Origin of the sequence: Polyangium fumosum (assembly GCF_005144585.1) — a bacterium.
Classification (GTDB): Bacteria; Myxococcota_A; Polyangia; order Polyangiales; family Polyangiaceae; genus Polyangium; species Polyangium fumosum.
Genome location: NZ_SSMQ01000001.1, coordinates 284,175 through 309,875 on the forward strand (window position 1 = coordinate 284,175; position 25,701 = coordinate 309,875).

26 protein-coding genes are annotated in these 25,701 nt (G+C 69.5%); 17 read left to right on the forward strand and 9 right to left on the reverse strand.

From position 1 onward, the window contains the following. Positions 1 to 297: 297 nt before the first annotated feature. Positions 298 to 753, forward strand: a complete 456-nt coding sequence (locus E8A74_RS01130) for a hypothetical protein (protein ID WP_136927004.1) — start codon at positions 298 to 300, stop codon at positions 751 to 753. A 294-nt stretch (positions 754 to 1,047) separates the two neighbouring features. Here E8A74_RS01130 and E8A74_RS01135 read toward each other — a convergent pair whose 3' ends face one another. After that, entirely contained in the window at positions 1,048 to 2,094 is a 1,047-nt protein-coding gene (locus E8A74_RS01135; protein WP_136927005.1) for a D-alanine--D-alanine ligase family protein, read from the reverse strand. A gap of 69 nt (positions 2,095 to 2,163) precedes the next feature. Here E8A74_RS01135 and E8A74_RS01140 point away from each other — a divergent pair, with 69 nt between their 5' ends. Next, a complete protein-coding gene (locus tag E8A74_RS01140) occupies positions 2,164 to 2,472 on the forward strand; it encodes a hypothetical protein (RefSeq protein WP_136927006.1) in 309 nt (102 codons plus the stop codon). Positions 2,473 to 2,485: 13 nt separating this feature from the next. Continuing rightward, entirely contained in the window at positions 2,486 to 3,184 is a 699-nt protein-coding gene (locus tag E8A74_RS01145; protein WP_136927007.1) for a hypothetical protein, read from the forward strand. 5 nt (positions 3,185 to 3,189) lie between these two features. On the opposite strand, the gene E8A74_RS01150 is transcribed toward E8A74_RS01145, so the two are convergent. After that, on the reverse strand, positions 3,190 to 3,747 hold the full coding sequence (locus E8A74_RS01150; protein WP_136927008.1) for a phage holin family protein: 558 nt from the start codon (positions 3,745 to 3,747) through the stop codon (positions 3,190 to 3,192). Between the two features lie 13 nt (positions 3,748 to 3,760). Next, positions 3,761 to 4,033, reverse strand: coding sequence for a hypothetical protein (locus E8A74_RS01155; RefSeq protein ID WP_136927009.1), 273 nt, complete (start codon positions 4,031 to 4,033; stop codon positions 3,761 to 3,763). Between the two features lie 135 nt (positions 4,034 to 4,168). On the opposite strand from E8A74_RS01155, the gene E8A74_RS01160 reads away from it, so the two are divergent. The 3 genes from E8A74_RS01160 to E8A74_RS01170 are packed head-to-tail and all read left to right on the forward strand — an operon-like array spanning position 4,169 to position 7,232. Continuing rightward, on the forward strand, positions 4,169 to 5,617 hold the full coding sequence (locus E8A74_RS01160; protein WP_136927010.1) for a phosphomannomutase/phosphoglucomutase: 1,449 nt from the start codon (positions 4,169 to 4,171) through the stop codon (positions 5,615 to 5,617). After that, positions 5,614 to 6,561 carry a peptide chain release factor N(5)-glutamine methyltransferase gene (gene prmC / locus E8A74_RS01165; RefSeq protein ID WP_136927011.1) on the forward strand — a complete coding sequence of 316 codons (948 nt, stop codon included), beginning with the start codon at positions 5,614 to 5,616 and terminating at the stop codon, positions 6,559 to 6,561. The genes E8A74_RS01160 and prmC overlap by 4 nt, the downstream gene beginning before the upstream one ends. Next, positions 6,558 to 7,232: a DUF4272 domain-containing protein gene (locus E8A74_RS01170; protein ID WP_136927012.1), complete on the forward strand. Its 675-nt coding sequence runs from the start codon at positions 6,558 to 6,560 to the stop codon at positions 7,230 to 7,232. The genes prmC and E8A74_RS01170 overlap by 4 nt, the downstream gene beginning before the upstream one ends. A gap of 16 nt (positions 7,233 to 7,248) precedes the next feature. On the opposite strand, the gene E8A74_RS01175 is transcribed toward E8A74_RS01170, so the two are convergent. Next, positions 7,249 to 8,019 (reverse strand): hypothetical protein, encoded by a 771-nt coding sequence (locus E8A74_RS01175; RefSeq protein ID WP_136927013.1) that lies wholly within the window; start codon positions 8,017 to 8,019, stop codon positions 7,249 to 7,251. Positions 8,020 to 8,049: 30 nt separating this feature from the next. On the opposite strand from E8A74_RS01175, the gene E8A74_RS01180 reads away from it, so the two are divergent. Then, positions 8,050 to 10,404, forward strand: coding sequence for a radical SAM protein (locus tag E8A74_RS01180; RefSeq protein WP_136927014.1), 2,355 nt, complete (start codon positions 8,050 to 8,052; stop codon positions 10,402 to 10,404). Here the strand turns inward: E8A74_RS01180 and E8A74_RS01185 are convergent. After that, the gene (locus tag E8A74_RS01185) at positions 10,337 to 11,191 is read right to left on the reverse strand and encodes a ZIP family metal transporter (RefSeq protein ID WP_211365259.1); all 855 of its coding nucleotides are present in this window, start codon (positions 11,189 to 11,191) and stop codon (positions 10,337 to 10,339) included. The genes E8A74_RS01180 and E8A74_RS01185 overlap by 68 nt on opposite strands. 128 nt (positions 11,192 to 11,319) lie before the next feature. On the opposite strand from E8A74_RS01185, the gene E8A74_RS01190 reads away from it, so the two are divergent. The 6 genes from E8A74_RS01190 (at position 11,320) to E8A74_RS01215 (ending at position 14,433) form a co-directional block, all read left to right on the forward strand. Then, positions 11,320 to 11,679, forward strand: coding sequence for a hypothetical protein (locus E8A74_RS01190; RefSeq protein WP_136927015.1), 360 nt, complete (start codon positions 11,320 to 11,322; stop codon positions 11,677 to 11,679). Then, positions 11,676 to 12,038: a hypothetical protein gene (locus E8A74_RS01195; RefSeq protein WP_136927016.1), complete on the forward strand. Its 363-nt coding sequence runs from the start codon at positions 11,676 to 11,678 to the stop codon at positions 12,036 to 12,038. Before E8A74_RS01190 ends, E8A74_RS01195 begins: the two co-directional genes overlap by 4 nt. Before the next feature lie 78 nt (positions 12,039 to 12,116). Continuing rightward, positions 12,117 to 12,536 (forward strand): encapsulin-associated ferritin-like protein, encoded by a 420-nt coding sequence (locus tag E8A74_RS01200; RefSeq protein ID WP_136927017.1) that lies wholly within the window; start codon positions 12,117 to 12,119, stop codon positions 12,534 to 12,536. 3 nt (positions 12,537 to 12,539) lie between these two features. Then, positions 12,540 to 13,349 (forward strand): family 1 encapsulin nanocompartment shell protein, encoded by an 810-nt coding sequence (locus tag E8A74_RS01205; protein WP_136927018.1) that lies wholly within the window; start codon positions 12,540 to 12,542, stop codon positions 13,347 to 13,349. Positions 13,350 to 13,426: 77 nt separating this feature from the next. Further along, positions 13,427 to 13,756 (forward strand): hypothetical protein, encoded by a 330-nt coding sequence (locus E8A74_RS01210; protein WP_136927019.1) that lies wholly within the window; start codon positions 13,427 to 13,429, stop codon positions 13,754 to 13,756. A gap of 20 nt (positions 13,757 to 13,776) precedes the next feature. Continuing rightward, the gene (locus E8A74_RS01215; RefSeq protein ID WP_136927020.1) at positions 13,777 to 14,433 is read left to right on the forward strand and encodes a hypothetical protein; all 657 of its coding nucleotides are present in this window, start codon (positions 13,777 to 13,779) and stop codon (positions 14,431 to 14,433) included. A 37-nt stretch (positions 14,434 to 14,470) separates the two neighbouring features. On the opposite strand, the gene ggt is transcribed toward E8A74_RS01215, so the two are convergent. Together ggt and lpxC are read right to left on the reverse strand one after the other, a co-directional pair. Beyond that, complete coding sequence (gene ggt, locus E8A74_RS01220; protein ID WP_136927021.1) at positions 14,471 to 16,378, reverse strand: gamma-glutamyltransferase; 1,908 nt, start codon at positions 16,376 to 16,378, stop codon at positions 14,471 to 14,473. 82 nt (positions 16,379 to 16,460) lie between these two features. Then, positions 16,461 to 17,294 carry a UDP-3-O-acyl-N-acetylglucosamine deacetylase gene (lpxC, locus tag E8A74_RS01225; RefSeq protein WP_136927022.1) on the reverse strand — a complete coding sequence of 278 codons (834 nt, stop codon included), beginning with the start codon at positions 17,292 to 17,294 and terminating at the stop codon, positions 16,461 to 16,463. Between the two features lie 145 nt (positions 17,295 to 17,439). Here lpxC and E8A74_RS01230 point away from each other — a divergent pair, with 145 nt between their 5' ends. Next, the gene (locus E8A74_RS01230) at positions 17,440 to 18,390 is read left to right on the forward strand and encodes a diacylglycerol/lipid kinase family protein (RefSeq protein ID WP_136927023.1); all 951 of its coding nucleotides are present in this window, start codon (positions 17,440 to 17,442) and stop codon (positions 18,388 to 18,390) included. A gap of 147 nt (positions 18,391 to 18,537) precedes the next feature. Then, a complete protein-coding gene (locus tag E8A74_RS01235; RefSeq protein ID WP_232379310.1) occupies positions 18,538 to 19,665 on the forward strand; it encodes a ketopantoate reductase family protein in 1,128 nt (375 codons plus the stop codon). Here the strand turns inward: E8A74_RS01235 and E8A74_RS01240 are convergent. Continuing rightward, the gene (locus E8A74_RS01240) at positions 19,660 to 21,258 is read right to left on the reverse strand and encodes a dipeptidyl-peptidase 3 family protein (RefSeq protein WP_136927025.1); all 1,599 of its coding nucleotides are present in this window, start codon (positions 21,256 to 21,258) and stop codon (positions 19,660 to 19,662) included. The two genes, E8A74_RS01235 and E8A74_RS01240, sit on opposite strands and share 6 nt — an antisense overlap. A 368-nt stretch (positions 21,259 to 21,626) precedes the next feature. Further along, complete coding sequence (locus E8A74_RS55420; RefSeq protein ID WP_269749841.1) at positions 21,627 to 21,758, reverse strand: hypothetical protein; 132 nt, start codon at positions 21,756 to 21,758, stop codon at positions 21,627 to 21,629. A gap of 84 nt (positions 21,759 to 21,842) precedes the next feature. On the opposite strand from E8A74_RS55420, the gene E8A74_RS54525 reads away from it, so the two are divergent. Next, positions 21,843 to 23,759 carry a DUF4139 domain-containing protein gene (locus tag E8A74_RS54525; protein WP_232379311.1) on the forward strand — a complete coding sequence of 639 codons (1,917 nt, stop codon included), beginning with the start codon at positions 21,843 to 21,845 and terminating at the stop codon, positions 23,757 to 23,759. Positions 23,760 to 23,799: 40 nt separating this feature from the next. Continuing rightward, complete coding sequence (locus E8A74_RS01245; protein WP_232379312.1) at positions 23,800 to 25,539, forward strand: carbon starvation CstA family protein; 1,740 nt, start codon at positions 23,800 to 23,802, stop codon at positions 25,537 to 25,539. The last annotated feature ends 162 nt before the right edge of the window (positions 25,540 to 25,701 follow it).

Consider the following 25,701-nt stretch of genomic DNA (forward strand, 5'->3'; position numbering starts at 1 on the left):
GTGCTGGCCTGCCGAAAACAGCGCATCACGCGCCCTCCTGCCGCCTCCACATCTTGTGCGGCAAGAACCAATCCGACCGATGCCGCTCCATCGCCGTCCGCACCAGCCGCTCGACCAGCTCCTCGAACGTCATCCCCGCGGCATACGCCGATTTCGTGAAGCACGAGCGGTCCGGGCAGCTCTTTCATGCAGGTGGCCGCTTCATCCCATCACGCGCCTCACACGGGTTCGCCCGCTTCTCTGCCGGTGCAGCCGCCGCCGTGCAGGGGACCCGCGCGAGAGTGCTACCGTGGGCGGATGAAACTTCATTTTGGCCCCCTCCTGGGAGGTTTCCTCGTCGCGTGTGGCGGTTCGGAGCCGAGCCCCGTGGCCGCCCCGACCCCCGCGCCCGCCTCGGCCTCGACAAGCATGCCCATCGAGGAGGCGCGCCCGGCGCCGGCGAGCCCCGACCCTGTTGCCGCGTGCACGATGACGAAGGCCCTGTCCGCGTCCTGTGCTCCGTGCGTCACGTCTCGTTGCTGTTCTCCGCCTGTGGCCTTCAGCGCCAGCACGGCCCAGGCGCTCGGGTGCCGCATGGGATGCCGCAAGCCGCTTCCCGCCGGGATGCCCGTGCTTGAAGACAGCGACCGCGCTGTGATGATCAAGACCTGCCTCGCCAGGTGCGGCGAGCATTTCGAGCCCTCCGATGAGGCTACGCGACTCGACGCTTGCATCGCCGAGCGCTGCAACCCCGAGTGCCTCGTCGGCGGGTGAGGCGCGGGCCTCCCGCGAAGGGCGACGAGGCTGGCGTGATGGGCACAGTCGCTCGCGCGAAGGGCGACGAGGCTCGCGCGATGGGCACAGTCGCTCGCGCGAAGGGCGACGAGGCTCGCGCGAAGGGCGACGAGGCTCGCGCGAAGGGCGACGAGGCTCGCGCAAAGGGCACAGTCGCTCGCGCGAAGGGCGACGAGGCTCGCGCGAAGGGCGACGAGGCTCGCGCGAAGGGCACAGTCGCTCGCGCGAAGGACAACGAGGCTCGCGCGATGGGCGCTGCCGCTCGCGCCGACGCTACGCGTCGCCGGGCGAAGCCGGGTGCGGCCCCACCTTGTGCGGCAAGAACCAATCCGACCGATACCGCTCCATCGCCGTCCGCACCAGCCGCTCGACCAGCCCCTCGAACGTCATCCCCGCGGCATACGCTGATTTCGTGAAGCACGAAATATAATCGAGGTCCGGGTAAATGCCCGGCAGCGGGTTGACCTCCAGCACGTACGGTTTTCCCGCGCCGTCGAGCCGCAGGTCCACCCGCGCCCAGTCGCGAATCCCGAGCACCTCGCACGTCCCGATCACGAGCGACTCGATGTCCCGCTGGAGCCCGCTGTCGACCTTCGCCGGGCAGAGCATGTGCTTCGTGCTGTGCCACGTGAACTTCGCGTCGTAGCCGTACACCCGCCGCGGGCTCCGTGGAATGGCGGTGAAATCAATCTCCACGAGCGGCAGCACCTCGAACGAGCCTCGATTGCCGATCACCGCGGCCGTGAACTCCCGGCCCGGCAAGAACTCCTCGACGAGCAGCGGCTGGCGATATCGTTCGAGGTACGTGCTCACGAGGGCCGCGAGCGCCGCGTCGTCGTCGACCACGTTGGCATCGTAAATCCCCTTGCCCGCCCCCTCCGCCACCGGCTTTGCGATCACCGGATACGCGAGGCCGAGCGCTCGATCGAGCGGTCGATGCATCACCGCCGCGCGGGGCGTCGGAATGCCTGCGCGGTCGAGGATACATTTCGTGTACCACTTGTCGTGCGTGATCCCGAGCGTCACCGGGTCGCTGCCCACATACGGCCATTGCAACCATTCGAAGAGGGCAGGGGCCTGGGCTTCCCGGCCGGTCCCGTAGATCCCCTCGGAGAGGTTGAAGATCAGGTCCGGCCGGCGCTCCGCGGCGATTTCCTTCGGCGAGAGCGTCGTGGTGTCCCACACGCGCACGGTGCCGAGCCGCTCGAGCGCCCGGACGACCGCGTCCCGAAGCTCCGGGCTGTCGAGCTCGGCCAGGTCCTCGTCGCCGAGGTGCGAGGTGTCCTTCGGGGTCAGCGAGATGCAAAGGGCGAGGTCCATGGCGACCCGCACTCCTATCATCGCGCGCCCTGCTCCTGCTCGTCCGCGTCCTGCGCTATCTTCCGCGCCGTGAACCGGAAGGCCTTCGAGACGAACCCTCGCCTGCTCCTCGTGCTCCCGCTCGCCCTCTCGCTCCTCGCCGGCTGCAAGCGCGGCGTCGAGTGCACGACCGAGATCACCGCCGGCACCGGGACGTTCAAGGGCACGGCGCGCGGCGAGGGCGACGAGAAGGGGCCGGTCATGAAGGCCGCCCTCCGCGACGCCTGCCAGCGCATGTGCGTCGACACGAAGGCCGCCATGATCGACGCCTGCGTCACGCGCTGCACCGTCGACGTCGGCGCGACGAAGATCGGCGCCCGTACCTCCTGCAACGACTGAAGCCCAAAGCCCCATGATGCTCGCCTGGTCCTTCTCCGCGCGCACGCTCGAAGAGATCGAGTGCCTCCTCCGCGCCCTCGGCAAACACCGCTACGTCCGCGAGGTCGATCATCGCATCCACTGGACCGTCGATCGCGCCCTCGCCGACCTCCCCGCCTTCGCCCCGCACGCCCAAGCCTTCGCCGCGCGGCGCAGTCGGGAGAAGGGGCTCGAGATCGCGTCCCGTGATCCCTCGCTCTGGCGATCGGCCACCGCGGACGACGTCTGCGCCGTCTTCCGCGCGTTCTGGACCCCGGGCGAGACCGCCGAGCGCTACAAACAAGCCCTCCGCGCGGCCCTCGCCGAGACGGGCTTGCCGCCTGCGACCCACACGCCGTTCGAGGCCTCCGCCGACGAGCCTCCGCACCCCGAGCTCATCCTGCTCGACTGGGAGCTCTTCCCCGTCGACGAGCTCGACGCCGATCGGCATCGCGGCGCGCTCGAAGCGATGGAAGAAGCGGGCGAAGAGGTCTCTGCCTCCGCGCCCGTCTTCCAGGAAGGCCCGGTCCTCGCCGCACCGGAGCTGCTCGACGGTGCCCCGGGCGGCGAGCTTGGCGAGGATTTTTTCGTGTGGTCCGATGGGCCCTACAGCTACTCGGACTACGTCTTCCGCGGCGCTGCGAAGGTCGCGAAACTCGCCGAGCCGCCGGTCGGCTACAACGACTTCGAGTAGGGCGACTACGGCCCGATCATCGGCCGCGATCGGCCCGGCTCGCCCGGGAGCGTCACGCCCGGCAGCTCCGCCTTGTGCACGCCCTCCTCGATCGGCGACTCCGTCGCGCTGATCGGCATCGTCGCGCTCGCCCGACCCGAGCGCATCGCGCGCACCGCGCCGAAGAAGGCGACCACGAACAGCACACCCGCGAGGATCGCCAGCCTGCCCGCGACCGAGGGGATGATCGCCCCGAGCCCGATCATCACCGCGATCACCGCGATCACGGTGGCCGCGGCTCCGCAGGTGAAGGCCACGACGCCCCACACCACGCGCGGCACCATCTCGCTCACGGTGCGCTGCGCTTCGAGCTTCCCGAGCGCGATGCCGTCGCGCACGAGCTCCGTCGCCACGTCGATCGTGTCCCGCGCGACGGCGGCGATCGCCTCTCCGGTCGACATCCCCTCGCCGGCCGGCCGCCGCGCGATCGGCGGCAGCGCGCGCTCCGTGATCTCGGGTGGCGTCTTCGGCGAGACGCGCAGGCGCGCGTGCCCGTTCCCGTTGGATGGTCGCTCCTGGTTCATGGCTCGTTCTCCTTCACAACGAGCGCCACACGAGGCGCCGACGCCGACGCACCACGGCCGTCACGATCCCGAGCAGCAAGAGCCCACCGATCGTGACCGCGGCGCGCACGATGTTCTTGCGCATCGAACCGGCGCTCGATTTCAGCATCGACGAGACACGACTGAGATCCGCGACGAGGCGCTCCTTCGCCAGCTCCAGCCTGTGCTCGAGCGCTCGCCGCTGTTGATCCACGGGCATCATCGTCGTGCCCGTCGCCCTCAGATCCTGGTCGCTGAGACGGTTCACGCCCGGCCGAACGTGCAATCCGCGTTCCCCACACGTGCCGCGGCTGTGTGCAGCGAGCGGCCCCGGCCACAGGCGAACTTTGGGGTTTCGTTCCCTCGCCCGACGTGCCAAATCGGCCGGCGAGTACGCATCCTCATGAAGATCCCGCGCCACATCTTCCGCGAGTACGACATCCGCGGCGTCGCCGATCGAGACCTCTCGGACGACCTCGCCCGCGAGCTCGGCCGCGCCTTCGCGTTCGTCCTTCGCAAGGACGTTGTCAGCGCTCGGGGCTCCGGATCGCCTTCGGCGTCCTCTGCCCCGAACCCCGCGCCCCGTGTTGCCGTCGCGCGTGACGGCCGCCTGTCGAGTGATCGCCTCTTCGCGGCGCTCTCCGAGGGCCTGCTCGCGGGCGGCGCCGACGTCGTGTTCGTCGGCGTGGGCCCGACGCCGATGCTCTACTTCGCCGCGCATCACCTGGAGACGCACGGCGCGATCATGATCACCGCGAGCCACAACCCCGCGCCCGACAACGGCTTCAAGATGATGCGCGGCAAGAGCTCGTTCTACGGCGCCGACATCCAGGCCCTCGCCGACCTCATCGAGCAGGGCGTCGCCCTCGCCGAGCCGCCCGCCGCGCGCGGCAAGCTCAGCGAGACCAGCGTCGTGGACCCGTACATCGAGTCCGTGCGTCGATCGAGCCGCCTCGCCCGCACCGACGTCCGCTTCGTCATCGACGCCGGCAACGGCGCGGCGGGTCCGCTCGGCGTCGCGACCCTCTCGGCGCTCGGGCTCTCGCCCGAAGCCCTTTATTGCGACATCGACGGCACCTTCCCGAACCACCACCCCGACCCCACGGTACCGGCGAACCTCGCCGCGCTGCGCGAGCGCGTGCTCGCCACGGGCGCCACGTTTGGCGTCGCGTGGGACGGCGACGGCGATCGCGTGGGAGCGATCGACGAGACGGGTGAGGTGATCTGGGGGGACAAGCTGCTCCTGCTCTACGCCCGCGCCCTGCTCCGCGAACATCCCGGCGCCACCATCCTCGGCGAGGTGAAGTGCTCCGAGACGCTCTACGCCGACATCGAGAAGCACGGCGGGCGGCCGCTCGTGTGGAAGACGGGGCACTCGCTCATCAAGACGAAGATGAAGGAAGAACACGCGCTCCTCGCCGGCGAGATGAGCGGCCACATGTTCTTCGCCGACCGCTGGCCGGGCTTCGACGACGCGGTCTACGCCACGGTGCGCCTCGTGGAGATCGTCGCCTCCGAGGGCAAGACGCTGCGCGAGCTGCTCGCCGACGTGCCGCCCACCTTCGCCACGCCGGAGATCCGCGTCGATTGCCCCGATGCGCTCAAGTTTTCCGTCGTCGCGGACGTCGTCGCGCACTACCGCGGCAAGCGGCCCGTGCTCGACATCGACGGCGGGCGCTTCGACTTCGGCGAGGGCGCGTGGGGCCTCTGCCGCGCGTCGAACACGCAGCCCGTGCTCGTGCTCCGCTTCGAGGCGGCCACGCCCGAGCGGCGCGACGAGATCCGGCGTGAGGTCGAAGGCGTGGTCGCAGACGCGATCCGCCGCGCGGCCGAGGCAGGCGGCCGCCCGTGACGGCGACGCGCGGCGAGGCGCCGGGCGAGGCGTGGACGATCCGCCGCGTGCTCGCGTGGGCGGTGGACGACCTCAAGAAGCGAGGCTTTTCCTCGGCGCGCCTCGATGCCGAGCTCTTGCTCTGCCACGTCCTTCGTATCGACCGCATCAAGCTCCTCGTCGACGCCGAGCGCCCGCTCGACAAGGCCGAGCTCGCGCGGTACCGCGAGCTCTTCCTGCGCCGCCGGAGCGGCGAGCCGATCGCGTACCTGCTCGGCGTGCGCGAGTTCTACGGCAGGCCTTTCCGTGTCGATCGACGTGTCCTCGTCCCGCGCCCCGACACCGAGACGCTCGTCGAGGTCGCGCTCGCGCGCACGCGTCACCTCGACCTCGCGGCGCGCGTGCTCGACCTTTGCACGGGCTCGGGCTGCGTCGCGATCTCGCTCGCGCGCGAGCGCCCGACCACGTGTGTGCTCGGCCTCGACCTCTCGCCCGACGCGGCCACGGTCGCGCGGGAGAACGTCGTGCGCCTCGGCGCCACGAACTGCGCGATCGGCGTCTCCGACCTCTTTTCCGCGCTCGAAGGCCGGAGCGCCGTGTTCGACCTCATCACGGCGAACCCGCCGTACATCCCGGAGGCCGAGATCGACACGCTCATGGTGGACGTGCGCGGGTTCGAGCCGCGGCTCGCGCTCTCGGGCGGCGCGGATGGGCTCGTGATCCTTCGGCGTATCGCGGAGGAGGCGCCGCGGCACCTCGCCCCGGGCGGCGTGCTCGCGGTCGAGGTCATGGCCGGCCAGGCGCCGGACGTGAGCGCGCTCTTCGCGGCGCAGGGGTTCTCCGCGATCGAAATCCAAAAAGACCTCGGCGGGCACGAGCGGATTGTCTCGGGGGTTTGGGGGCAGAGCCCGGCTCGTCCGGGCGGAGCCCCCATCGAAGAAACGGTCTGGGCGGGGAAACCATGAAGGCGCCGGGGGGCCGCGCGCCGGGGGATTCGCCCTTGGATGGCGAGGCGCTGCGCATGATCCGCCAGCGCTCGCTCTTCATGGCGCGGCGGCTCGGGTATCCGGTCGACGTGAGCTTGCCTCTGCTCACGGACCGCGGGGTTTTACGGGACAAGGACGAGGTCGTCGACCGCATGCTCGCGCTCGACGCGGTCATCGCGTGCGCCTCCGGCATGCCGCCCGAAATCGCCTCCGATTGGGTCTCCGAAATCGGCATCACGGGCTCGCTCTCCCCTTCGGAGGCGCGTGTCCTCGAAGGGCGCGCCGAGGACGTGCCCGCGGGCCTGCTCGACCGCATGGAGGCGCTCTGGGCGCTCGGCTGGGCCTCCTCGCTCTTCCGGGCCCTCGATTACGCGCGCATTTGTGGTCCCGAGCTCGCCATGATCTTCGGCGAGCTCGACGACGCCCGCGACGTGCGCGCCTTGCGCAAGCGCAGCCGATTGCGCCGCCACGAGGAGGTGCTCTCCGCCTGCGACCTCGCCCGCTGCTTGCACCGCGGCGTCGAGATCGCCGCGCGCAAGCGAATGAGCTTGCCGGGCAAGGTCCAGCCGAACGTCATCCTGGAGCGACGCAAGGCGCTCGAATGGCTGCTCGGCGAGGAAGAGTGGGACGAGGTGTTCGTGGGGGCGTGAATCCACGCCCGCGGAATCACTTGTGCCGCGGATAAAGCGTCGTCCGCCACCCGAGCACGAAGGCCCCGCCGCGGATCGAGTTTCCGTACATGTAATCGTACGCCAGGTACGGCCCCATTCCGAGCTTCGACCCGAACCGGAACCCCTCGTAAAACACCCCGAGCCCGAGCGCCGAGGTCAGACCTCCGTCGACGAGCAACGTGTCCTGATCGTCGGCCGGCGTCACGATCGCCGTCCCCACGCCCGTCTCCGCCATCAGCCCGAGATCACGCAGCGACCCGCCGAGCGTGTAGAGCGGGAAGATCTCCGTGTGAAACCCGACCATCCCGCTGAAAAACACCTTGTCGCCCGCGTCGAGCCCGATCGCCCCGAAGGTCAGGCCGAACGTCAAGAAGTCCCGCAGCGCCGCGCCCGCCCACGCGCGTGCGCTGAAGCCCGCGCCGATCCCGGTGTCCGTGTAGTAGCGCAGGAGCCCGATCTTCGTCGGGTCGTTCGGGAACCCCGACGCGCTGCCGAGCGACGCGCCGATCGCGAGCCCGAACGTGAAGCTGCTCCGTCGCTCCGACGTCACTTCGCGTAACGTCGGGTCGTTCTGGTCTTCCATGCCGCTCGTCCCGAGCGTCCGGATCCCGGCCTCTTCCTTCTTCGCCTCGGCTTGCGCCTCCGTCGTGCTCCGGCCGCCGCGCGGCCCTTGCTGCGCGTTCGACGGCGAAGCCCACGACAGGATCGTGCAGGTGAGGGCGACGGACAGAGCGGCCACTTTTTTCGGGGAAACAACCTTCGCCATGCGGAGCCCTTCCCTTATACGATACGGCGGATGTCTCGCATCGCGATCGTCTTCCCTCCGATCCGCGTCTCGCGCGACTTCATCGACTACCCGTACTTCGCGGACCTCGGCGCCCTCCAGGCCGCCGCCGTCCTGCGCGCGTCGGGCTTCGAGGTCGACCTCGTCGACGCGCTCGCGATGGAGGGCGCGACGCTCGCGAGCCACGACGACGACGCGGGCTACGTGCGGCTCGGCGCCTCGCTCGACAAGGTCCTCGCGCGGGTTTCGGCCGAGGCCGACGCCGTCCTCGTCGCGTACACGCCGTTTCATCGGCCGCCCTCGCGCGACGATCTGCTTGGGAAGCTCCTCGCTGGTCTCGCCGCGCATCGTCCGGATCGTCCCATGGTCTTGGCAGACCTCTACCAGAGCGGCCAGCACGTCGTCGACGTCCCGTCGAGCGAGATCCTCGCCGCCTACCCCGAGGTCTCCGTCTTGATCCGGTACGAGGCCGAAGGCGTACTCGCGCGGGTTTTTTCCGATCTCGAACGACAAGGCCGGCCCCAGGAGCCCTTCGCCCTCGTCCCCGAGGAGCCGCCCCGCCTCGACGACCTGCCCTTGCCCGCGTGGGACCTCGTCGATCTGCCGGCCTACTTCGCCTTCCACGAGGCCACGATCCAGGGCCTCGGCCGGCCTCACTGGGCCTTCCCGATCGACGGACATAGCGCGCCGATCCTCACGAGCCGCGGCTGCCCCTACCGCTGCGTCCACTGCTCCTCGAACCCCACGGCCCGCAAAGACGGCGAGCTCGTGGCGCCGAAGACCCAGCGCCGCTACGCCCCCGCCTACCTCGACCGCCTCCTCGGCGACCTCGCCGCGCGTGGCGTGCGCCGCGTGCACCTGCTCGACGAGCTCGTCAACGTGAACGAGCGGCACTTCGACGCCGTGCTCGACCTGCTCGAAAAGCACGATCTGCGCTTCGAGATCCCGAACGGCGTGCGCGCCGACTACGTCCTTCCGCGCCACGTCGAGGCCATGAAGGATCGGATGACCACGCTCAGCGTGAGCGCCGAGAGCGGCGTGCAGCGCGTCGTCGACGAGGTGGTCGACAAACAGCTCGACCTCGGCGCCATCAAGGAAGCGGCGAAGCTCGCGCAGGCGGCCGCGCTCCCGATGCTCGTGCACTTCATGATCGGCCTGCCCGGCGAGACGAAGCGCGACATCAACGGCACGCTCGCCTTCGCGCTCGACCTCTTCGAGGAGACGGGCGCGTTCCCGAGCGTCCAGTTCGCCACGCCCCTGCCCGGCACGCGCCTCGGCGCCGAGGCCAAGAAGAAGGGCCGCGCGCTGCCCGTCGTGAACGACTGGGGCCCGCGCTTCCAGCAAGCGCCGACGATCGAGACCGACGCCTTCACCGAGGACGACCTTCGCCGCTTCAAGTGGACGTTCGATCAGCGCATCGGCGCCTCGCAGGGCCCGAAGAAGGTGATCATGAACGTCACCTACAAGTGCAACAATCGCTGCACCTTCTGCGCGACCGGCACGCGCACGCAGTTCGACGGCGACCTCGACAGGCAGCGCGAGCTGCTCGTGAAGTACCGCAAGCTCGGCGTCACGCTCCTCGACTTCGACGGCGGCGAACCCACGCTCAACCCGAACCTCGTCCGCCTCGTCGGCTTCGCCCGCCGCATCGGCTACGAGCGCGTCAACGTCACCACGAACGCGCGCATGTCGAGCTACGAGGACTACGCGAAGAAGCTCGTCCACTCCGGCGTCACCTCGATCCTCACGAGCATCCACGGCCCCGACGCGCAGACGCACGCGCAGAACGTGGGCGTCGCCGAGGCCTTCGATCAGACCGTCGCCGGCGTGAAACACTTCGTCCGCCTCGCGCCGCCCGGCGTCGAGCTCGGGGCCAACATCACGCTCACGAAGTCGAACCACAAGAAGCTCCACGACGTCGCCGCGCTCGTCTTCGATCTCGGCCTGCGCTGGTTCAACATCCAGTTCCTCACGCCCTTCGGCCGCGCCACGAGCTCGGTCTGCCCCGACACGAGTGTCGCCGCGGAGGAGACGAAACGCGTCATCGACGACTTCCGCGATCGCATGAAGATCCAGGTCATCAACCTGCCCTTCTGCTTCATGCCCGGCTACGAGGCGTTCCTCCTCGGCGACATGCTCAAGCTCGAACGGCACATGCTCTTCGTGAACAACGAGGAGGTGAACCTCTTCGAGTACCTGCGCGAGCGGCGCGTGAAAAAGGCTGTCTGCGAGACGTGCCCGCACGAGGTCTTTTGCGGCGGATTCTACGAGCTCGAGCAGGTCCCCGAGCCGACGTGGCTCATCCGGCCCGAGGATCTCGTCCGTCCGATCGGAGCGGATGTTCCGCGACCGTTCGCGCGCCCGTGACGAGCCCCTTCGCGACGACCGCAGCGACGAGCACCACGACGCCGAGCACCCGCAAAGGCCAGCCGAGGTAGAGCACCCAGCCGTCGTGCTCCAGGCTCACGAGCGCGAGCGAGAGCCCCACGAGCCCTGCCACGATCTCCGTCACCCGGCTCCGCGCGCCTTCCTCGCCCACCTTCGGCGCGTGCGAGAGCGCGTGCAGCAAGAGCCCCGCCACCGCCGCCACGAGCCACGGCCGGATCGACGCGATACGCGCCGCGCCCACGAGGTCGAGGGACATCGCCCCGGCCACGGTCGAGAGCGCGCAGCCGACGAGCGAGAGCGCCGCGACGACCTTGCTCTTCGGCCTCGCCACGTGGTCGAGCGCCTGGATCGCCACCACCATCGCGAGCGGCACCGTGTGCCCCGCGATCGCGAGCACGATCGTCGGCTGAAGCTCGCCCGCGCGCGAGAGCGAGGCGACGGCCGTGCCCTCGCCGGCCTGATGCAGGAGCACCGCGGCGTAGCCCATGAGGAGCGTGGGACCGTCCGTGTGCCCGTTCCGCTGGGGCGCGAGCCGTTCGATCAAAAACGGCACGAGGAAGCCGGCCGCCGCAGCTCCGAGCGCTAGCCAGCCGGCCTCGGCGATGGCCTCGGGCAAGAGGTGCAGGAGCGCGACCGCGGCCGACGCGACCATCGCGAACGTCCCGAGCCCCGGCATGACGCGTTGCCCGTGGTCACGCCAGATCGCGGCGATGCCGCCGAGCAGGACGGCGAGCGCGAGGACGGCGAGCCCGGCGGGGAGGGACACGGCGCGCGTCGTAGCATGAATTCGTGCCGGTCCGATCGAGAGCCTTCTCCTCTCGCGGTGTGTCTCGGACGCGTGTACTGTCGGGCCCGTTCGTCGAAGGAGCGCCACGCGGCGCGAGGGAGGATGGGATGGACCCGGCAGAACGCGGCTTTTTGTCAGTGATCGGCGGTCTCGCCACGGGGGTGCATGTCCTCGTGGCCATCGCCGTACTCGTGCTCGGGCTCGTCGTCGTGCGGCCGGTGAACCAGAATGCAGGGTTCGTCTTCGCGGGCGCTGGGGGCGTGCGGCTCGTCGGCCTCGTGCTCGACTTCATCGTCGACGCGCTGATGGCGAACGCCGGCTTTGACGCGATCATGATGTGGAACGCGCTCAACAGCGTGATCTCGATCGGCACGAGCGTGGTGTTCTTCGGCGGGATCGCGTTTGGAGCGTACACGCTCGCGGAGACGCGGCCGCAGCAGAAGGGCGGTGGGGCATGGGCGGGATGAGCGGCGTCGGAGCGGGCTTGCTCAGTCTCGCGAGCGTCGCCGTGCTGACGCTGCTCGGGGTCGGCCTCGTCACCGTGGGGCTCGGCACCGTGAAGAAGGTGCATGGCCCTGCGGGGTTCTGCCTCGCGGGCGCGGGGGCGCTCATCGCGTTTGCCTCGATCTTGCGGCAGCTCTTGAGCTTCGCGTTGAGCTTCGCCGGCATGAGGCTCGGGACGATGTTCACGCTCACGCAGGTCCTCACGATGGGCATGCACGTCCTCGCGGCCGTGCTCCTGCCGGTGTCGATCTTCCTGCTCGCGACGGCGATCAAGCAGGGGGCCGGGCAGATCCAGACGCAGGGGACGCGCATCCACTACTGAACTCCGGCCGCGTTTGCCTGCGCGGCCTTTGCCCTCGACGCTCCGCAACGCGCGCCCCGACTTCGGCATCCGAAGGGTATGGGCAGCGAGACCTACCACGAGCCGTACGACGTCCTGTCGCCCGCGGCTCGCGACATGCACCGAGCGCTCTGGTCCCTCATCGAGGAACTCGAGGCCATCGATTGGTACGCGCAGCGCGCCGAGGTCACGAACGACGCGGAGCTCAAGGCCGTCCTCTTGCACAACCGTGCCGAGGAGATCGAGCACGCGATGATGAACCTCGAATGGATCCGCCGGCAGGATCCCTTATTCGACAAGAATATCCGCACCTACTTGCTGAAGGACGTCCCGATCACCGAGATCGAGGCGAGCGAGGAGAGAAAACAAGCGGGTGAAGCGCAAGGGGCGAGGGCGGGGGCGTCACCACCGCCTGCGCCCTCGCCGCCGCGCGCCGGCGCGGGTCGTGGGCTCGGCATTGCCAGCTTGAGGAGGAGGTGAATCGTGGCCCTGGATCTGCTTCGTCGTGACCTCGCCCCGATCCTGCCCGAGGCCTTCGCGCTCATCGACGCGGAGGCGCGGCGCGTGCTCCAGTTGAGCCTCGCGGCGCGCAAGCTCGTCGATTTCCGCGGCCCGTTCGGCTGGGGATATGCGTCGGTCAATACGGGCCGGCTCCGCCCGCTCGGCGAGGGCCCCGTGCCCGGCGTGTCCATCGGCCAACGCACGTCGCAGCCGCTCCTCGAATTGCGCACGCCCATCTCGCTCGACCTCGCGGACCTCGACGCGGCGGCGCGCGGCGCCGTCGATCTCGACATGTCCGCGGTCGTGCAGGCGGCCGAGCGGATCGCGCGGGTCGAGGACGGCGCCATTTTTCATGGATATGCCGAAGGGGACATCCACGGCATCGTGCAAAAGAGCCCGCACGCGCCGGTGCGCATTCCGAACGTCACCGCGTTTCCGGCCGCGGTCGTGCAGGCGCAGGAGGTCCTCCGGTCGGCCGGCGTCACGGGCCCTTATGTGCTCGTGGCCGGCTCGCGTGAATACGACGAGCTCGCGGCGGGCTCGGACGACGGGTATCCGATCTTGAAGCGTATCGAGCGACAGATCATCGATCACCCGGTCGTGTGGGCGCCTGCGCTCTCGGGCGCGGTGCTGCTCTCCGTGCGCGGAGGCGATTTCGAGCTCACGGTCGGGCAGGATCTCTCGATCGGATACGCGTACCACGAAAAACAGCGGGTCGAGCTCTTCCTGACCGAGTCGTTCACGTTCCGCGTGCTCGAACCGCAGGCGGCCGTGGTTCTCCGCCGCGGCTAGATCCGGCCGGCCCTTCCGTTTGCCCTCGCCCTCGTGTACGGTGCGCTGCCGCTCGAACGGCAGGACCACCGGCCCTCATGAAAAACCCCTCCTTGCGCGCCGTCGCCGCGCTCGTCCTCGCCTTGCCCATGCTCGCCCTCGGGTGCTCGAAGGAAGCGCAGGCCAAGGTGACGCTCGAAAAGTACGAGGCGGTGTTCCGGGTCTGCAAGGAAGAGACGGAGAAGGCGAAGCTCTCGCCCGGGGAGCATCGATGCTCGCTCGTGGCGAGCATCGCCGTGGATCTCGGCCTCGAAGAATCGGGGCTCGAAGAGCCGAAGCGGCACGAATTGCTCGCGGCCTGGCTCGACACAAAGGGGTTCGTGGCCCATTACTTGCCGCCTTCGATGCGGCCCAAGGAAGAGCGCTGAAGGCGCGAGAAAGGTTTGTCATGTCCGAGGAAGGGATCGACGATCCGCGCAGCGTCCTGTCGCTCGCCGCGAACGAGCTCGGCGTGGGGCAATTCGAGGAGGCGCTCGCGCGCGTGAAGGCGCTCCAGCCCTCGCTTGCGGGCACGCCCGACCTGCTCGCGCCGTCGCGCGCGCTCGAAGCGCGGGCGCTGGCGAGCCTCGGGCGGGAGGAGGAGGCGCTCGTGGTGCTGGAGCAGGCGCAAAAGGATGCCGAGGCGGCGAACCTGCCCGCGCACGTCGAGGGCCTCGGGCGGCTGCGGGCCGGGCTCGCGCAAGCGTTCGAGATGGAGCGGCTCGCGTCGATGTCACCGGAGGATCTGGAGCGACAAACCGAGGATCCGGCCCAGCGCGCCGTGCTTTATTCGAACAAGATCGTCGCGGCGCTCGCCGTGGGCGACATCGAAGGGGCGCGTGAGCTCTTGCCGCGCGCCCGCATGGCCGCCGAGCAGGCCGAGGATCCGGCTGCGCTCCTGCCCGTCCTGCTCGCGACGACGCAGCTCTGCGTGGCGACGAACGACGTGCCGACGGCGAAACGCGCGCTCGAAGCGGCCCGCAAGGTCGCCGAGGCGAGCGAGCCGGACGCGATCCCGCTGATCGACGAAATGGCGGGGTATCTCCTGCGAGATCCCGAGGCCTGAGGCGCCCGGGATCCCGCAGACCACCTGATTTAGCCCCTCACTTCGATTCCACCACCATCGCGCTCCCGCCATTGCGGCGCACCGGCTCCGCGACGGCCGTCATCGTGCCATCCGCGTTCAATTGAATCGCCGTCGCCGCGCCGATGAGGCCGGCATCCGAAAACGCGTGGCCCTTGGCCTGGAGCGCCGTCGCCTCGGGCGAGCTCATGAAGAGCGGCTCGGCGCTGCTCGTCGCGTTGGGCGCGTTTCGTTGCGACACACGCGGCGCGGCCAGCGCCTCGTCGATCGGCATCTTGAAATCGATGTGATTCACGAGGATCTGCATCACCGTGGTGATGATCGTCGCGCCGCCGGGCGAGCCGACCGCCAGCACGGGCACGCCGTTCGACAGGACGATCGTCGGGCTCATGCTGCTGCGCGGCCGCTTGCCCGGCTCCAGCACGTTCGGGTGCGGCGTGTCCGCCGTGGCGGGGATGTTGAAATCGGTCAGCTCGTTGTTCAGCAAAAACCCGCGCCCCGGCACGACCATGCCATTGCCGCCCTCGTATTCGATGGTGCAGGTGTAGGAGACCAGGTTCCCGAACGAATCCGCCACCGTGATGTGCGTGGTCTCCGGATCGAGCTCGGCGGGCGATTCCCCCGCATGGAACCCGGCGGGCGGCTTCGGCTTCGCGCCGCTCGGATCCACCTGATGCGCGAACGGATTGCCCGCGGGCTTCGCCTCGATCGAGGCCATCGTCGGGTCGATGAGGGCCCGCCGCTCGGCCGTGTACGCCGCCGAGAGCATTCCCTCCACGGGCACGTTCACGAACTCGGGATCCCCCATGAACGTGTTGCGATCCGCATACGCGAGCCGCGAAGCTTCGAGCCAGTGATGCAAAAAATCCGTTTTGCTCATCGAGGCCGAATCGAAGCCGTCGAGCAGGTTCAGCGTCATGCCCGTGGTGAGCCCGCCGCTCGAAGGCAACCCGACGCCGAGGATCGTGAGCCCGCGATAGGTCGTTTGCACGGCGGGGCGCACGCGCGCCTCGTAGGTGGAGAGGTCCGAGACGGTCATGAAGCCCGGGCGCGGCACGATCGTCGCGTCGGCCGTGAACGGCGGGTTCGTCACGGTCGCGACGATGTCCTTGCCGATGTCGCCATCGTAAAAGATCGCCGGGCCATTTTTGGCGAGGAGCTCGTACGTCGCGGCGAGGTCCGGGTTCGTGAAGATCGTGCCCACGGGGAAGGGATCACCGGCCGCGTTCAAGAAGAGCGCGCGTGTGCTCTGGATCTGACGGAAGCGATCGATGTTGCGCGTCGTCTGATCGAAGAACGTCGGGTCGACATCAAAACCCTTCTTGGCCACGAAGATCGCGAGCTTCAACGCGTCGGCGAGCGGCCGTTTCCCATAACGACGCAGCGCCTCGTCCCAACCGCGCAAGGTGCCGGGCACGCCGACGGAGAGGCCGCTCGTGAGCAGATCGTTGAATGCAATGGGCGCGCCGTCCTGGTAATACGCCGTGTGCTTCATTCCCTGCGGCGTCGTCTCGCGGTGGTCGATCACCACGGCTTGTTTCTTGTCGGCGAGCCATACGAGCATGAACCCACCGCCGCCGACGCCGCACGAGAACGGATCGGTCACGCCGAGCATGGCGGCCGCCGCGACGGCCGCGTCGATCGCATTGCCGCCGGCCCTGAGCGCCTCGATCGCGGCCCACGTCCCGCGGTGATCCACGGTCGCCGCGGCGCCGCCTTTCCCGACGGCGGTCGGCACGAACGTCGTGGGCGGCACAGGATCGAGCGGGGGCTCCGCGTCGGCCGGGCTATCGGGCCCCGCGTCCGCCGGCTCGGGTCCGGCGTCGTTTCCCGCGTCCGGATTCGTGGTGGGAGGGGGCGGCTGCGAATCGAGCGAGCAGCCGAGGAGCGTGGCCGCAAGAAGGAGAGCGAGATTCGTGTGACGCATGGCGTCGAGGAGAACACGGCCACGGGGACGAATCCATCGGGAAAGGACGCATTCGCGAGCCCGGGAAGGACGCGGACCTCGGTCACCCCCCTTCCGAGAGCCGCTGTGCCAGCCGCACGTGCAGCGCGTGCCCTGCCTTGAACGCGAGGTAATGCGCCCGCGGCAGCGGATCCAGGAGCGCCAGGTCGCCCATGAAATCCAGGAGCTTATGGCGCGCGGGCTCGTCCGGGAAGCGCAGCGGCCCGTTCAGCCATTTCGTTCCATCACAAACGATCGCCGTGTCGAGGCTCCCGCCCGCGCAGAGCCCCCGCGCCTGCATCGCCTCCACGTCCGCGAGGACGCCGAACGTCCGCGCCGGCGCCACCTCCGCGAAAAACCGCTCGGGCGAGGCCAGGAGCGAGGCCCATTGCTCGCCGATCGGCGCCGCGTCGAACACGATTCCACAGGAAAACCGCAATTCCGGCGCGGGGATCGCCGCGACGAACGCCCCGCCGTTCGAAGGCACCCAGATCGGCGTTTCGAGCACCGTTTCGAGCCGCGGCGCGTAGGCCGCCGAGAGCCCCACCCGCGCGATCGCCTCGGCCCACGGCAGCGCCGAGCCGTCGAGGATCGGCACCTCGGGCCCCGTGATCTCGATGCGCGCGTCGTCCACGCCCATCCTCGCGAGCGCCGCCAGCAAATGCTCCGGCGTCCGCACCGAGGCCCCTTCATTCGCGAGCATCGTCGATCGTGTCGTATCGGTGACGAACGCCGCGCGGGCCCGGATCACGGGCTCGCCCGGCAGATCCATCCGCACGAAGAAGCGCCCCTCGCCAGGGCCCACGGGGCGGATTCGCACCTCGACGGGCTTGCCCGTGTGCAGGCCCCGCCCCGGGATCACCACGTCATCGGCCAGTGTTTTTCGCGGGTCGACCATTGTTCGTTCGGCGGCTCGTGTCTTCGGCGCGTCCTTCGCGAGCGCGCGGCAGGCGCGAAAAACATTTCGCGGCGCGCATGAGAGTGGAGAACGGGGCCGGTTCGATCTTGTGGCGCGCGGTCATGTCATGGCAAGGGTTAGGTCGATGAAGCCGCTTCTCATCGTGAACCCCCAGTCGGCGGGAGGAAAGACGGGCGCGCTCTTCGAGAAGATGCGCGGGCCGATCGAGCGTCACCTCGGGCACGTCGACGTCGTGTTCACCGAGCGCTCCCGGCACGCGGTCGACATCGCGCGCGACGCGGCGAGCGAGGGGCGGGGGATGGTGATCTCGGTCGGCGGCGACGGCTCGATCCACGAGGTCGTCTGCGGCCTCATGGAGGCGCGCGACGCCGGCAAGAAGCTCCCCAAGTTTGGCATCATCGGCGCCGGCACCGGCGGCGACTACCGGCGCACGCTCGGCTTCGAGAACCGCCTCGACCGTTATTGCGAGGCCATCGCCGAGGGCAAGACGCGCGCGGTGGACATCGGCCGATTCTCGTACGCGACGCATACGGGCGAGCGGAAAAGTTCTTACTTCGTGAACATCCTCTCCGTCGGCATGAGCGGCCTCGTCGATCAGTTCGTGGCCGAGTCGACGCGCACGCTCGGCGGCACGATGGCGTATTTCACGTCCTCGGTGAAAGGCCTCGCGCGGAGCGTCGTGGGCCGCGTCAAATGCACGATATGGCGCGAGGACGGCTCCCGCGAGGAGACGATCGAGACGCGCTGCTTCGCGATCTGCAACGGCCGGTACTTCGGCAGCGGCATGCAGGTCGCGCCGATGGCGCACCCGGACGACGGGCTCTTCGACGTCGTCGACCTCGGCGCCGCCTCGCGCCTGCGGTTTTTTATGGTGTCCTCGCGCATGTACACCGGCACGCACGTGCACTCGCTCGACGTGAAGCACTACCGCTGCGAGCGCATCCAATTGGAACTTTTGAACGAGGACGTCGCGGATCGTTTCCTGCTCGACGTCGACGGCGAGCCGCTCGGTCGCTTGCCGCTGGAGGTCGAGATGGTGCCCGGCGCCATCGAGGTCCTCGTCCCGAAACAATAATGCGTTGCGGCATTGCGGAATTGGCTCGCGCGGTTCCGCAATCGATGTAGAATCGAAAGTCTTATGAGCCAAGACGGCGTCTCGAGCGGCGCGCGATCCTCCGGGCCGCGCTTTCTTGTCGTTGGATGTGGCGGAATTGGTGGCCTCGTGGCCGCGCACCTGTTCGCGGGTGGGCACGACGTCACGGCGCTGACCACGAATGCACGGATCGCAGACGCGATCAATACGAAGGGCCTGCGCGTCCTCGGTGAAAACAGCCCCGGCGTCGTGCGCGGGCGGGCGGTCACCGAGCTCGGGCCGGGCACCGAGCCGTTTGATTACATCCTGCTCGCCACGCAGCCGCCGCAGGTGGAAGAGGCCGCGCGCGGCGTGCTGCCGCACCTCGCGGAGACGGGCGCGATGGTGACGTTCCAGAACGGCCTCTGCGAGCCGCGGCTCGCGCGGATCGCGGGCCCGGAGCGCGTGCTCGGCGGCGTCGTCGCGTGGGGCGCGTCCATGGCCGAGCCCGGCGTGTACGAACGCACGTCGCCCGGAGGATTCGTGCTCGGCCGCATGGATGGGCAGCCGGACGACCGGCTCTATCCGCTGGCGAAGGCGCTCGGATCGATCGGCGAGACGATCCTCACCGACAACCTGGCCGGCGCGCGCTGGTCGAAGCTCGCGATCAACTGCTCGATCTCCTCGCTCGGTGCGCTCGGCGGCGACCGGCTCGGCGTGCTTTTGCGCCATCGCTTCATTCGTCGCCTGACGCTGGAGATCATGACCGAGGTCGTGCTCGTGGCGCGCGCCTCGGGCGTGAAGCTGCAAAAGGTCTCGGGCACGCTCGACCTCGACTGGATCGCGCTCTCCGACGCCGACCGTACGGCCGTCGCCTCGCCCTCGCTCTTCGCCAAGCACGCCATTTTGCTCGCGGTCGGCACGCGCTTCCGCAAGATGCGCTCGTCGATGCTCGCCGCGATGGAGCGCGGCCGCCCGCCCGCCGTGGATTTCTTGAACGGGGAAATCACGAGCCGCGGCCTCTCGCTCGGCATCGCGACGCCCATCAATGCGGCCGTCCAGGCCGAAGTGCACGCGCTCGCCGCGAGCCGGACGCCGCCCTCGCTCGCGCTTTGCCGCGCGCTTTACGAGCGTACGCGTTCGCTCGTGAATGCGCCGTTCTCCATCCCGCCGCCCCCCGCGGAGGCGGACCCGGCCGCGCTCGACCCGGAAATCCCGCCTCCGCCGCGCAAGGCGACGACGGCCCGCGCCACGTCCCCCTCGTCGCTCGAACTATGACGTGACGCCGAGCAGCCGCTCGGCCGCCGGATAGATCGGACGGATGTCCACGGGGATATCGCCGAGCTTGCCGAGGGCGCGCGCGAGCGGCTCGCTCATCACGCCGTATTTCGACAGCATGGCCCGCGCGCCGTCCTTGTCGCCGCGGGCCTGCACGAGGAGGATTTCACGCAGCAGATCGCGGATCGCGCCGGGCACCTTCTCGTGATCGATCGAAAAAAGCCCGCTCGTTTCGTCCTCGCGGATCACGCCTTTCTCCATGAGCCAGTGGAGCTGGAGCGCCGTTCCTTTGCCGTGCGCCTCCTCGATGCCGAAGCGGGTCGCGCGGAACATGCCGGCGAGGAACGTCGAGAAGAGCGGGGAGCGTCCCCCGGCCGGCAGCACGCCGCGATCCATCAAAAAGAGGAGGTTATAGATCCCCATCACGTCCGCCTTCGCCTCCTCGAACGGCGAATGCAGCTCCTCCAATCGGAGCCGCACCTCGGTCGAGGCGCCGTCCACGACGATCCGGCCCGGGCCGAGCCCGTGCGAGAGCTCGTGCAAGAGCGTGTGATGAAAGAATGCGTCGGCCGAGAGGCGCGAGAGCTCCTCGGGCGCGAGGACACGCGCCGCGATCGGCTTCAAGATCCCCTCGAACTTCGCCTTCATCACGTTGCGGAGCAGGACGTTTTTGCTCCCCTTCGCCTCGCGCACGCGCTCGTCGTTCGGCAAATTGAACGCGAGCGTCTGCACGCCGGCCCTCGTGTCGCCGGCCGAATACACGAGGTCCGCCACGCGGATCGGTGAATCGGTGCCGCGGTTCGGGTTCTTGTGCTCGTCCGGGATCGGCAGGTTCTGCTCCATCGCGGGCAGCTCCGACTTCAATCGCGCGAGCGTGCCGCTCGCCGAGGGGTCGATCACGGTCACGAACGAGGTGAACGCGGCCTTGTACCCGAAGAGCCGGTCCTCGTAGGTCTCATACGGGCCGATCGTGACCTCCACGCGGCTCTCCATGTCCATCCAGGCGAGGTCACTCTCGTAATACTCGTCCGCCCCGAGCGCTTTCACGACAGCGCCGAGGTACCGCGCGAGCCCGGCGTCTTTTGCCGCCGCCGCGGCCTTCTGAAGCTCCGCGACGATGGGCCCGAGGAAGGATCGGAACGCCGTCGAATACGGAATCGTGACGAGCCCATTTTCTCCACGCCGAACGAGCGTGTAGAGGCTCCGGAGCGCGTCGGCCTCGGCCGGATGCGCGGCGATCCACGCCTCGAACTCGTCCTTCGTCATGTCGACCGGGTAATACCCGGCGCCGGGCGGCCTCGGCAAATCGCCCACGAACGGCTCCTGATCGAGCCGATCCCAGGGACCGGCCGACAGATCGAAATAAGCGAGCGCGTCCTTCGCGAGCGGTGACGTCTCGCGGGCCAGCTCCGCGCGCATCTCCGGCGCCTCCGCGAACGATTGCCGCAGGAAGATCACGTCGATGGGCAGGGACGCGCGGACGAGGTGCAGGAGAACCTCGCGTTCGTCCGGCGTGAGCGCGTCGAGGTCGGCGTCGATGGGCGTGGGCACGAAGCGCGCGAGGCGCGCCGAGACGTCGGGCAGAATGTGCATGGCTCTGGCGGGGGATGTAGCCGGCTCAGGGGGCCTTGGCGAGGACCATTACCGGGGGGCGGCGCTGCGCCTCGCGCTTCGATCCGAGCGCGCTCGTCTCCTCGGAATGGTCCCCGACCGCCTCGGCGAGGCAGGGGTTGTCCGCATCGCCGCCGACCCACGGCCCGGGGTCGAAATGGGCGACGGCGCGGCGCGTTCAGCCATTGGCTAGAGCATCGAACGGTTCGATGCTCTGCGAGATCGCGAAGCGAACTCGCCTCGGGGGGTGAATCGACCGGGCTTTGCCCGGGCGAGAGGGGGACGCGAGGCGTCCCCCTCGGGACGAAAGAAGCCTAGAACATCGAGCGGTTCTTGAACCGATCGATGTTCTAGCGCGACGGCGGCGGGTTTTGCCGCACCGCGCAGCCGCAGCCCGGATCGGCCGCGGGGGGCGGCGCCCGGTGCGAGCAGCCGGCGAGGAGGGCCGAGAGCACGACGAGAGCGACGAGGAAGGGACGCATGGATGCATCGTTTCCGAGCCGATGCGGGAGGTCAAGCGCCCGCGCTTTTCTCGGGGTGCGCTTCGGCGATAGCCTGCGCTTCGCATGGGACGAAACCTTGGGCCCCGCATCCGCCGCGTGGTCCTCTCCAAGGAGGGCCTCGCCCACGTCGAGCGGCGCGGCAGCGCAGACGGCAGCTTCGAACTGCCCTTCGGCCGCGCCGAGCTCGGCGAGGTGCTCCGGTCGCTCGTCGTCTGGGTCGAGCGCGGCGAGGGTCGAACGACCGCGCTCGCCTTCGACGCGCCCGAAGACCCGGACGCCGTGCTCGCCGAGAAGAAGCTGCGCTTCGAACCCGGAACGACGCTGCGCGGCATCGTGCACGCCGCGCGAGGTCGGCGCGTGCGGGTCGCGGGCAGCGACGGGCCGATCGAGGGCGAGGTGCTCGGCTTCGAGGAGTCGACGGGTGGGCAAGGCCCACGCAGGTGGCTGCTCCTGCGCACGGGCGCGGGGCAGATCGAGGTCGTCGACATGGCGTCCGTCCGGCAGCTCGAGCTCGCCGATCCCGCGCTGCAAGGCAGCCTCGACGTGCTCGTGAACCGCGGCCGTACGTCCGCGGGCGGAGACGGTCGCGCCGTGCGTGTGGTCCTCGCCGGCCGCGTGGAGGATGTGCGCGTGCTCTACGTCGTGCCCGCGGCGCCCTTCCAGCTCTCGTATCGGCTCGCGCTCGCGGGCGCGGAGGCGCGGCTCTTCGCGTTCGCGCTCGTGCAGAACCCGCTCGAAGAGGACCTCGAAGACGTGGAGCTCGTGCTCTCGTCCGCGCAGGCCGGCGCGGCGTCGAGCGACTCGTACGCGCGTGCAGATCGGCAACGCGACGACGAGACCGAGAACGCCACGAAGCTCGAGCGCACGCGCAGGGCGCACGGCCATCCGGCCACGATTCGCGCCGCCGCGCCGCTCGGCACGCTCGTCGCGCTCGCCGGGCGCGCGCCGGAGCGCATCGACGAAGCCGACACGATGGACACCGAGCAGGCCGCGGCCGAGCTCGCCGCCGCGGCCGCCGCCGAGCCGCGGGAGTGGGCCGCCGAGGGTCCCGTCTCCATCCCGCGCCGCGGCGCCGCGATGGTCCCCGTGCTCGCGACGAGCGTCCGCGTGCGCAAGGAGCGCATCTTCCGCGAGGGCGCAGGGCCGAGCCCCGACCTCGTGCTCTGCTTCGACAACGACACCGGCGTTCGCCTCGAAGAGGGCCGGTGCGCGGTCTACGACGAGGGCCGCTACGTCGGCGAGTCTGCGATCGGCGCTGCGACGCGCGGCGCGCCCGTGCGCGTCTCGTTCACGAAGGACCCCGGCGTTCGTTGCCACCGCACGAGCCGCAAGGACACGACCTTCGCGGGCCTCGCCTTCGAGGCGGGCGGCCTCATCGAGCAGCGGCGCGTCGAGGAGCGCCACGTGTACTGCGTGCGCAGCGATCATTCGACCGCCGTGGACGTCGTCGTCGAGGTCCCGCGCAAGGACGGCCGCACGCTCACCGGCGAGGGCATCACGCCCATCGTGGAGACGCCGCGCGCCACGCGCTTCCGCGTCGAGGTCCCGCCGCGCGGCGAGGCGAAGATCGAGGTGTGCGAGGCGTGGACCGAGACGACGCGCCTCGCCTACGAGTCGATCGAGCCTGGGCAGATCGAGACCTGGCGTGCGTCCGGGCGGGTCGACGCAGCGCAGCTCGACATCCTCTCCGAGCTTTCCCGCAATGTCGAGGAAGCGAGCCGGTTCGAGGCCGAGCGGGTGCGGCTCGACCGCGATCTCGTCGACATCTTCACCCGGCACGGAAAGATCGCCGAGCAGCTCGCGGTGCTGCGTGACGCGGGCCCGGAGGGGGCGCTGCGGGCGCGGTACGTCAGCGAGCTCGACGCCATGCAGCAACGCATCAATCCGATGGAAGCGGAGATGCGGCGGCTCCGGGACGAGGCCGACACGCGCCGCCGCGCCGCGGAGCGAGCGCTCGCGAGCCTCGCGCGAAGCACGTAACGCGGCATCGACCTCGGCGGCGTGGCCTTATACTCGCCGCGTGCTGCCCCTGCTCGCGCTTGGCGTCATCGTCGTCCTCACCGTCGGCTACTTCTCCTACGGCCGCCTCATCGCGAGGAACTACGCGCTCAATGACGCCTCCGAGACGCCCGCGGTGCGGCGCGCGGACGGCGAGGACTTCGTGCCGACGAAGCCCTTTTACCTGCTCGGACAGCACTTCAGCGCCATCGCCGCGGCCGGCCCCATCGCGGGGCCGATCCTCGCCGCGCAGATGTTCGGCTGGGTGCCGTGTGTGCTCTGGATCGGCTTCGGCGTGATCTTCATCGGCGCCGTGCACGACTTCTCCGCGCTCGTGGCGAGCGTGCGCCACGACGGCGAGAGCGTGGCCGAGATCGTTCGGCGGCAGCTCGGCCGCCGCGCGTGGCTGCTCATCCTCACGTTCATCTGGCTCGCGCTCATCTACGTGATCGTCGCCTTCGCCGACATCACGGCGAGCACGTTCGTGGGCAAGACCGAGGAGTTCGAGGGCGGCACCTTCAGCTTCAACCCGGGCGGCGCCGTCGCGGCGGCGAGCCTCATGTACCTCGGCCTCTCCATCGTGATGGGCCTCGTCGACCGGCGATGGAAGCCCCCGCTCTGGCTCACCACGTTGATCTTCGTGCCCGCGACGCTCGGCGTCGTCTGGCTCGGGACGAAGGTCTCCACCTCGTTCGTGCTCCCCTTCGAGAACCCGCAGCGCGCGTGGGGCCTCGGCATCCTCGTCTACTGCTTCATCGCCTCGCTCCTGCCCGTGTGGCTGCTCCTGCAGCCGCGGGGCTACCTCGGCGGATTCGTCCTCTACCTCGCGCTCGCGGCCGGCGTGATCGGCCTCTTCTTCGGCGGCCTGCGGTATCCCGGCGAGTTCGACATCCGCATGCCGGCGTTCAAGACCTTCGACGCCGGCGGCCCCTTCGGCGGGCTCTTCCCGTTCCTCTTCGTGACCATCGCGTGTGGCGCCTGCTCGGGCTTTCACGGCCTCGTCTGCTCGGGCACGACCTCGAAGCAGATCGCCAAGGAGTCACACACGCATCCCGTGGGCTATGGCGCGATGCTGCTCGAAGCCTTCGTCGCCATCATCGCGCTGACCACGGTCATCACCCTCGCGCCGGAAGGAAAGCTCCCGGGCCCCGGCAAGATCTACGGCGACGGCGTCGGCCGCTTCATGACCGTGATCCTCGGCAAGGAGCACTTCCTCTTTGCGGCCACCTTCGGCGCGATGGCCTTCTCCACCTTCGTCTTCGACACGCTCGACGTCTCCACGCGCCTCGGCCGGTACGTCCTCGAGGAGCTCTTCGGCTGGAGCAAGAAGCGCAAGGCCGGCGCGCTCGCCGCGGCGCTCACCTTGCTCCCGCCCGCGTACTTCGTCGCCACGGCGCGCCCGCCCGCGCCCGGCGTGCGCCCCGCCTACCTCGATTTCTGGACACTCTTCGGCACGAGCAACCAGCTCCTCGCCGCGCTCACGCTCCTCGCCGTCACCGTGTGGCTCCACCGCGAGAAGCGCCGCATCTGGTACACGGCCGTGCCCATGGTCTGCGTCATGACCGTGACCTTGTGGGCGCTCATCGCGCAGATCCGCCACGCCTTCGGAGCCATCCGCCAGGGTGGCTTTTCGTTGAATACGGCGACGATGAACGGCGTCGTCGGCGTCCTGCTCGTCGGCCTCGCGATCGCGCTCCTCATCGAGTCGTCCCGGGCGCTCCTCGGCCGGACGCCCGCGCCGGCCGAGACGCGGGCCGGCTGAGCCGCCGCGGCCCCGAATTCCCTTCAATCCTCGCTGTTTCGGGTCCATGTCGCTTTTCTGGAACCCGCCCCGGATCTTGCTGTCGTTAGGTACGTGGACGCGATGCTGAACGCCGGATGAGACGCGAGGACGCCCTGGAGAGGGCGTCCGACGAGTCGCCCG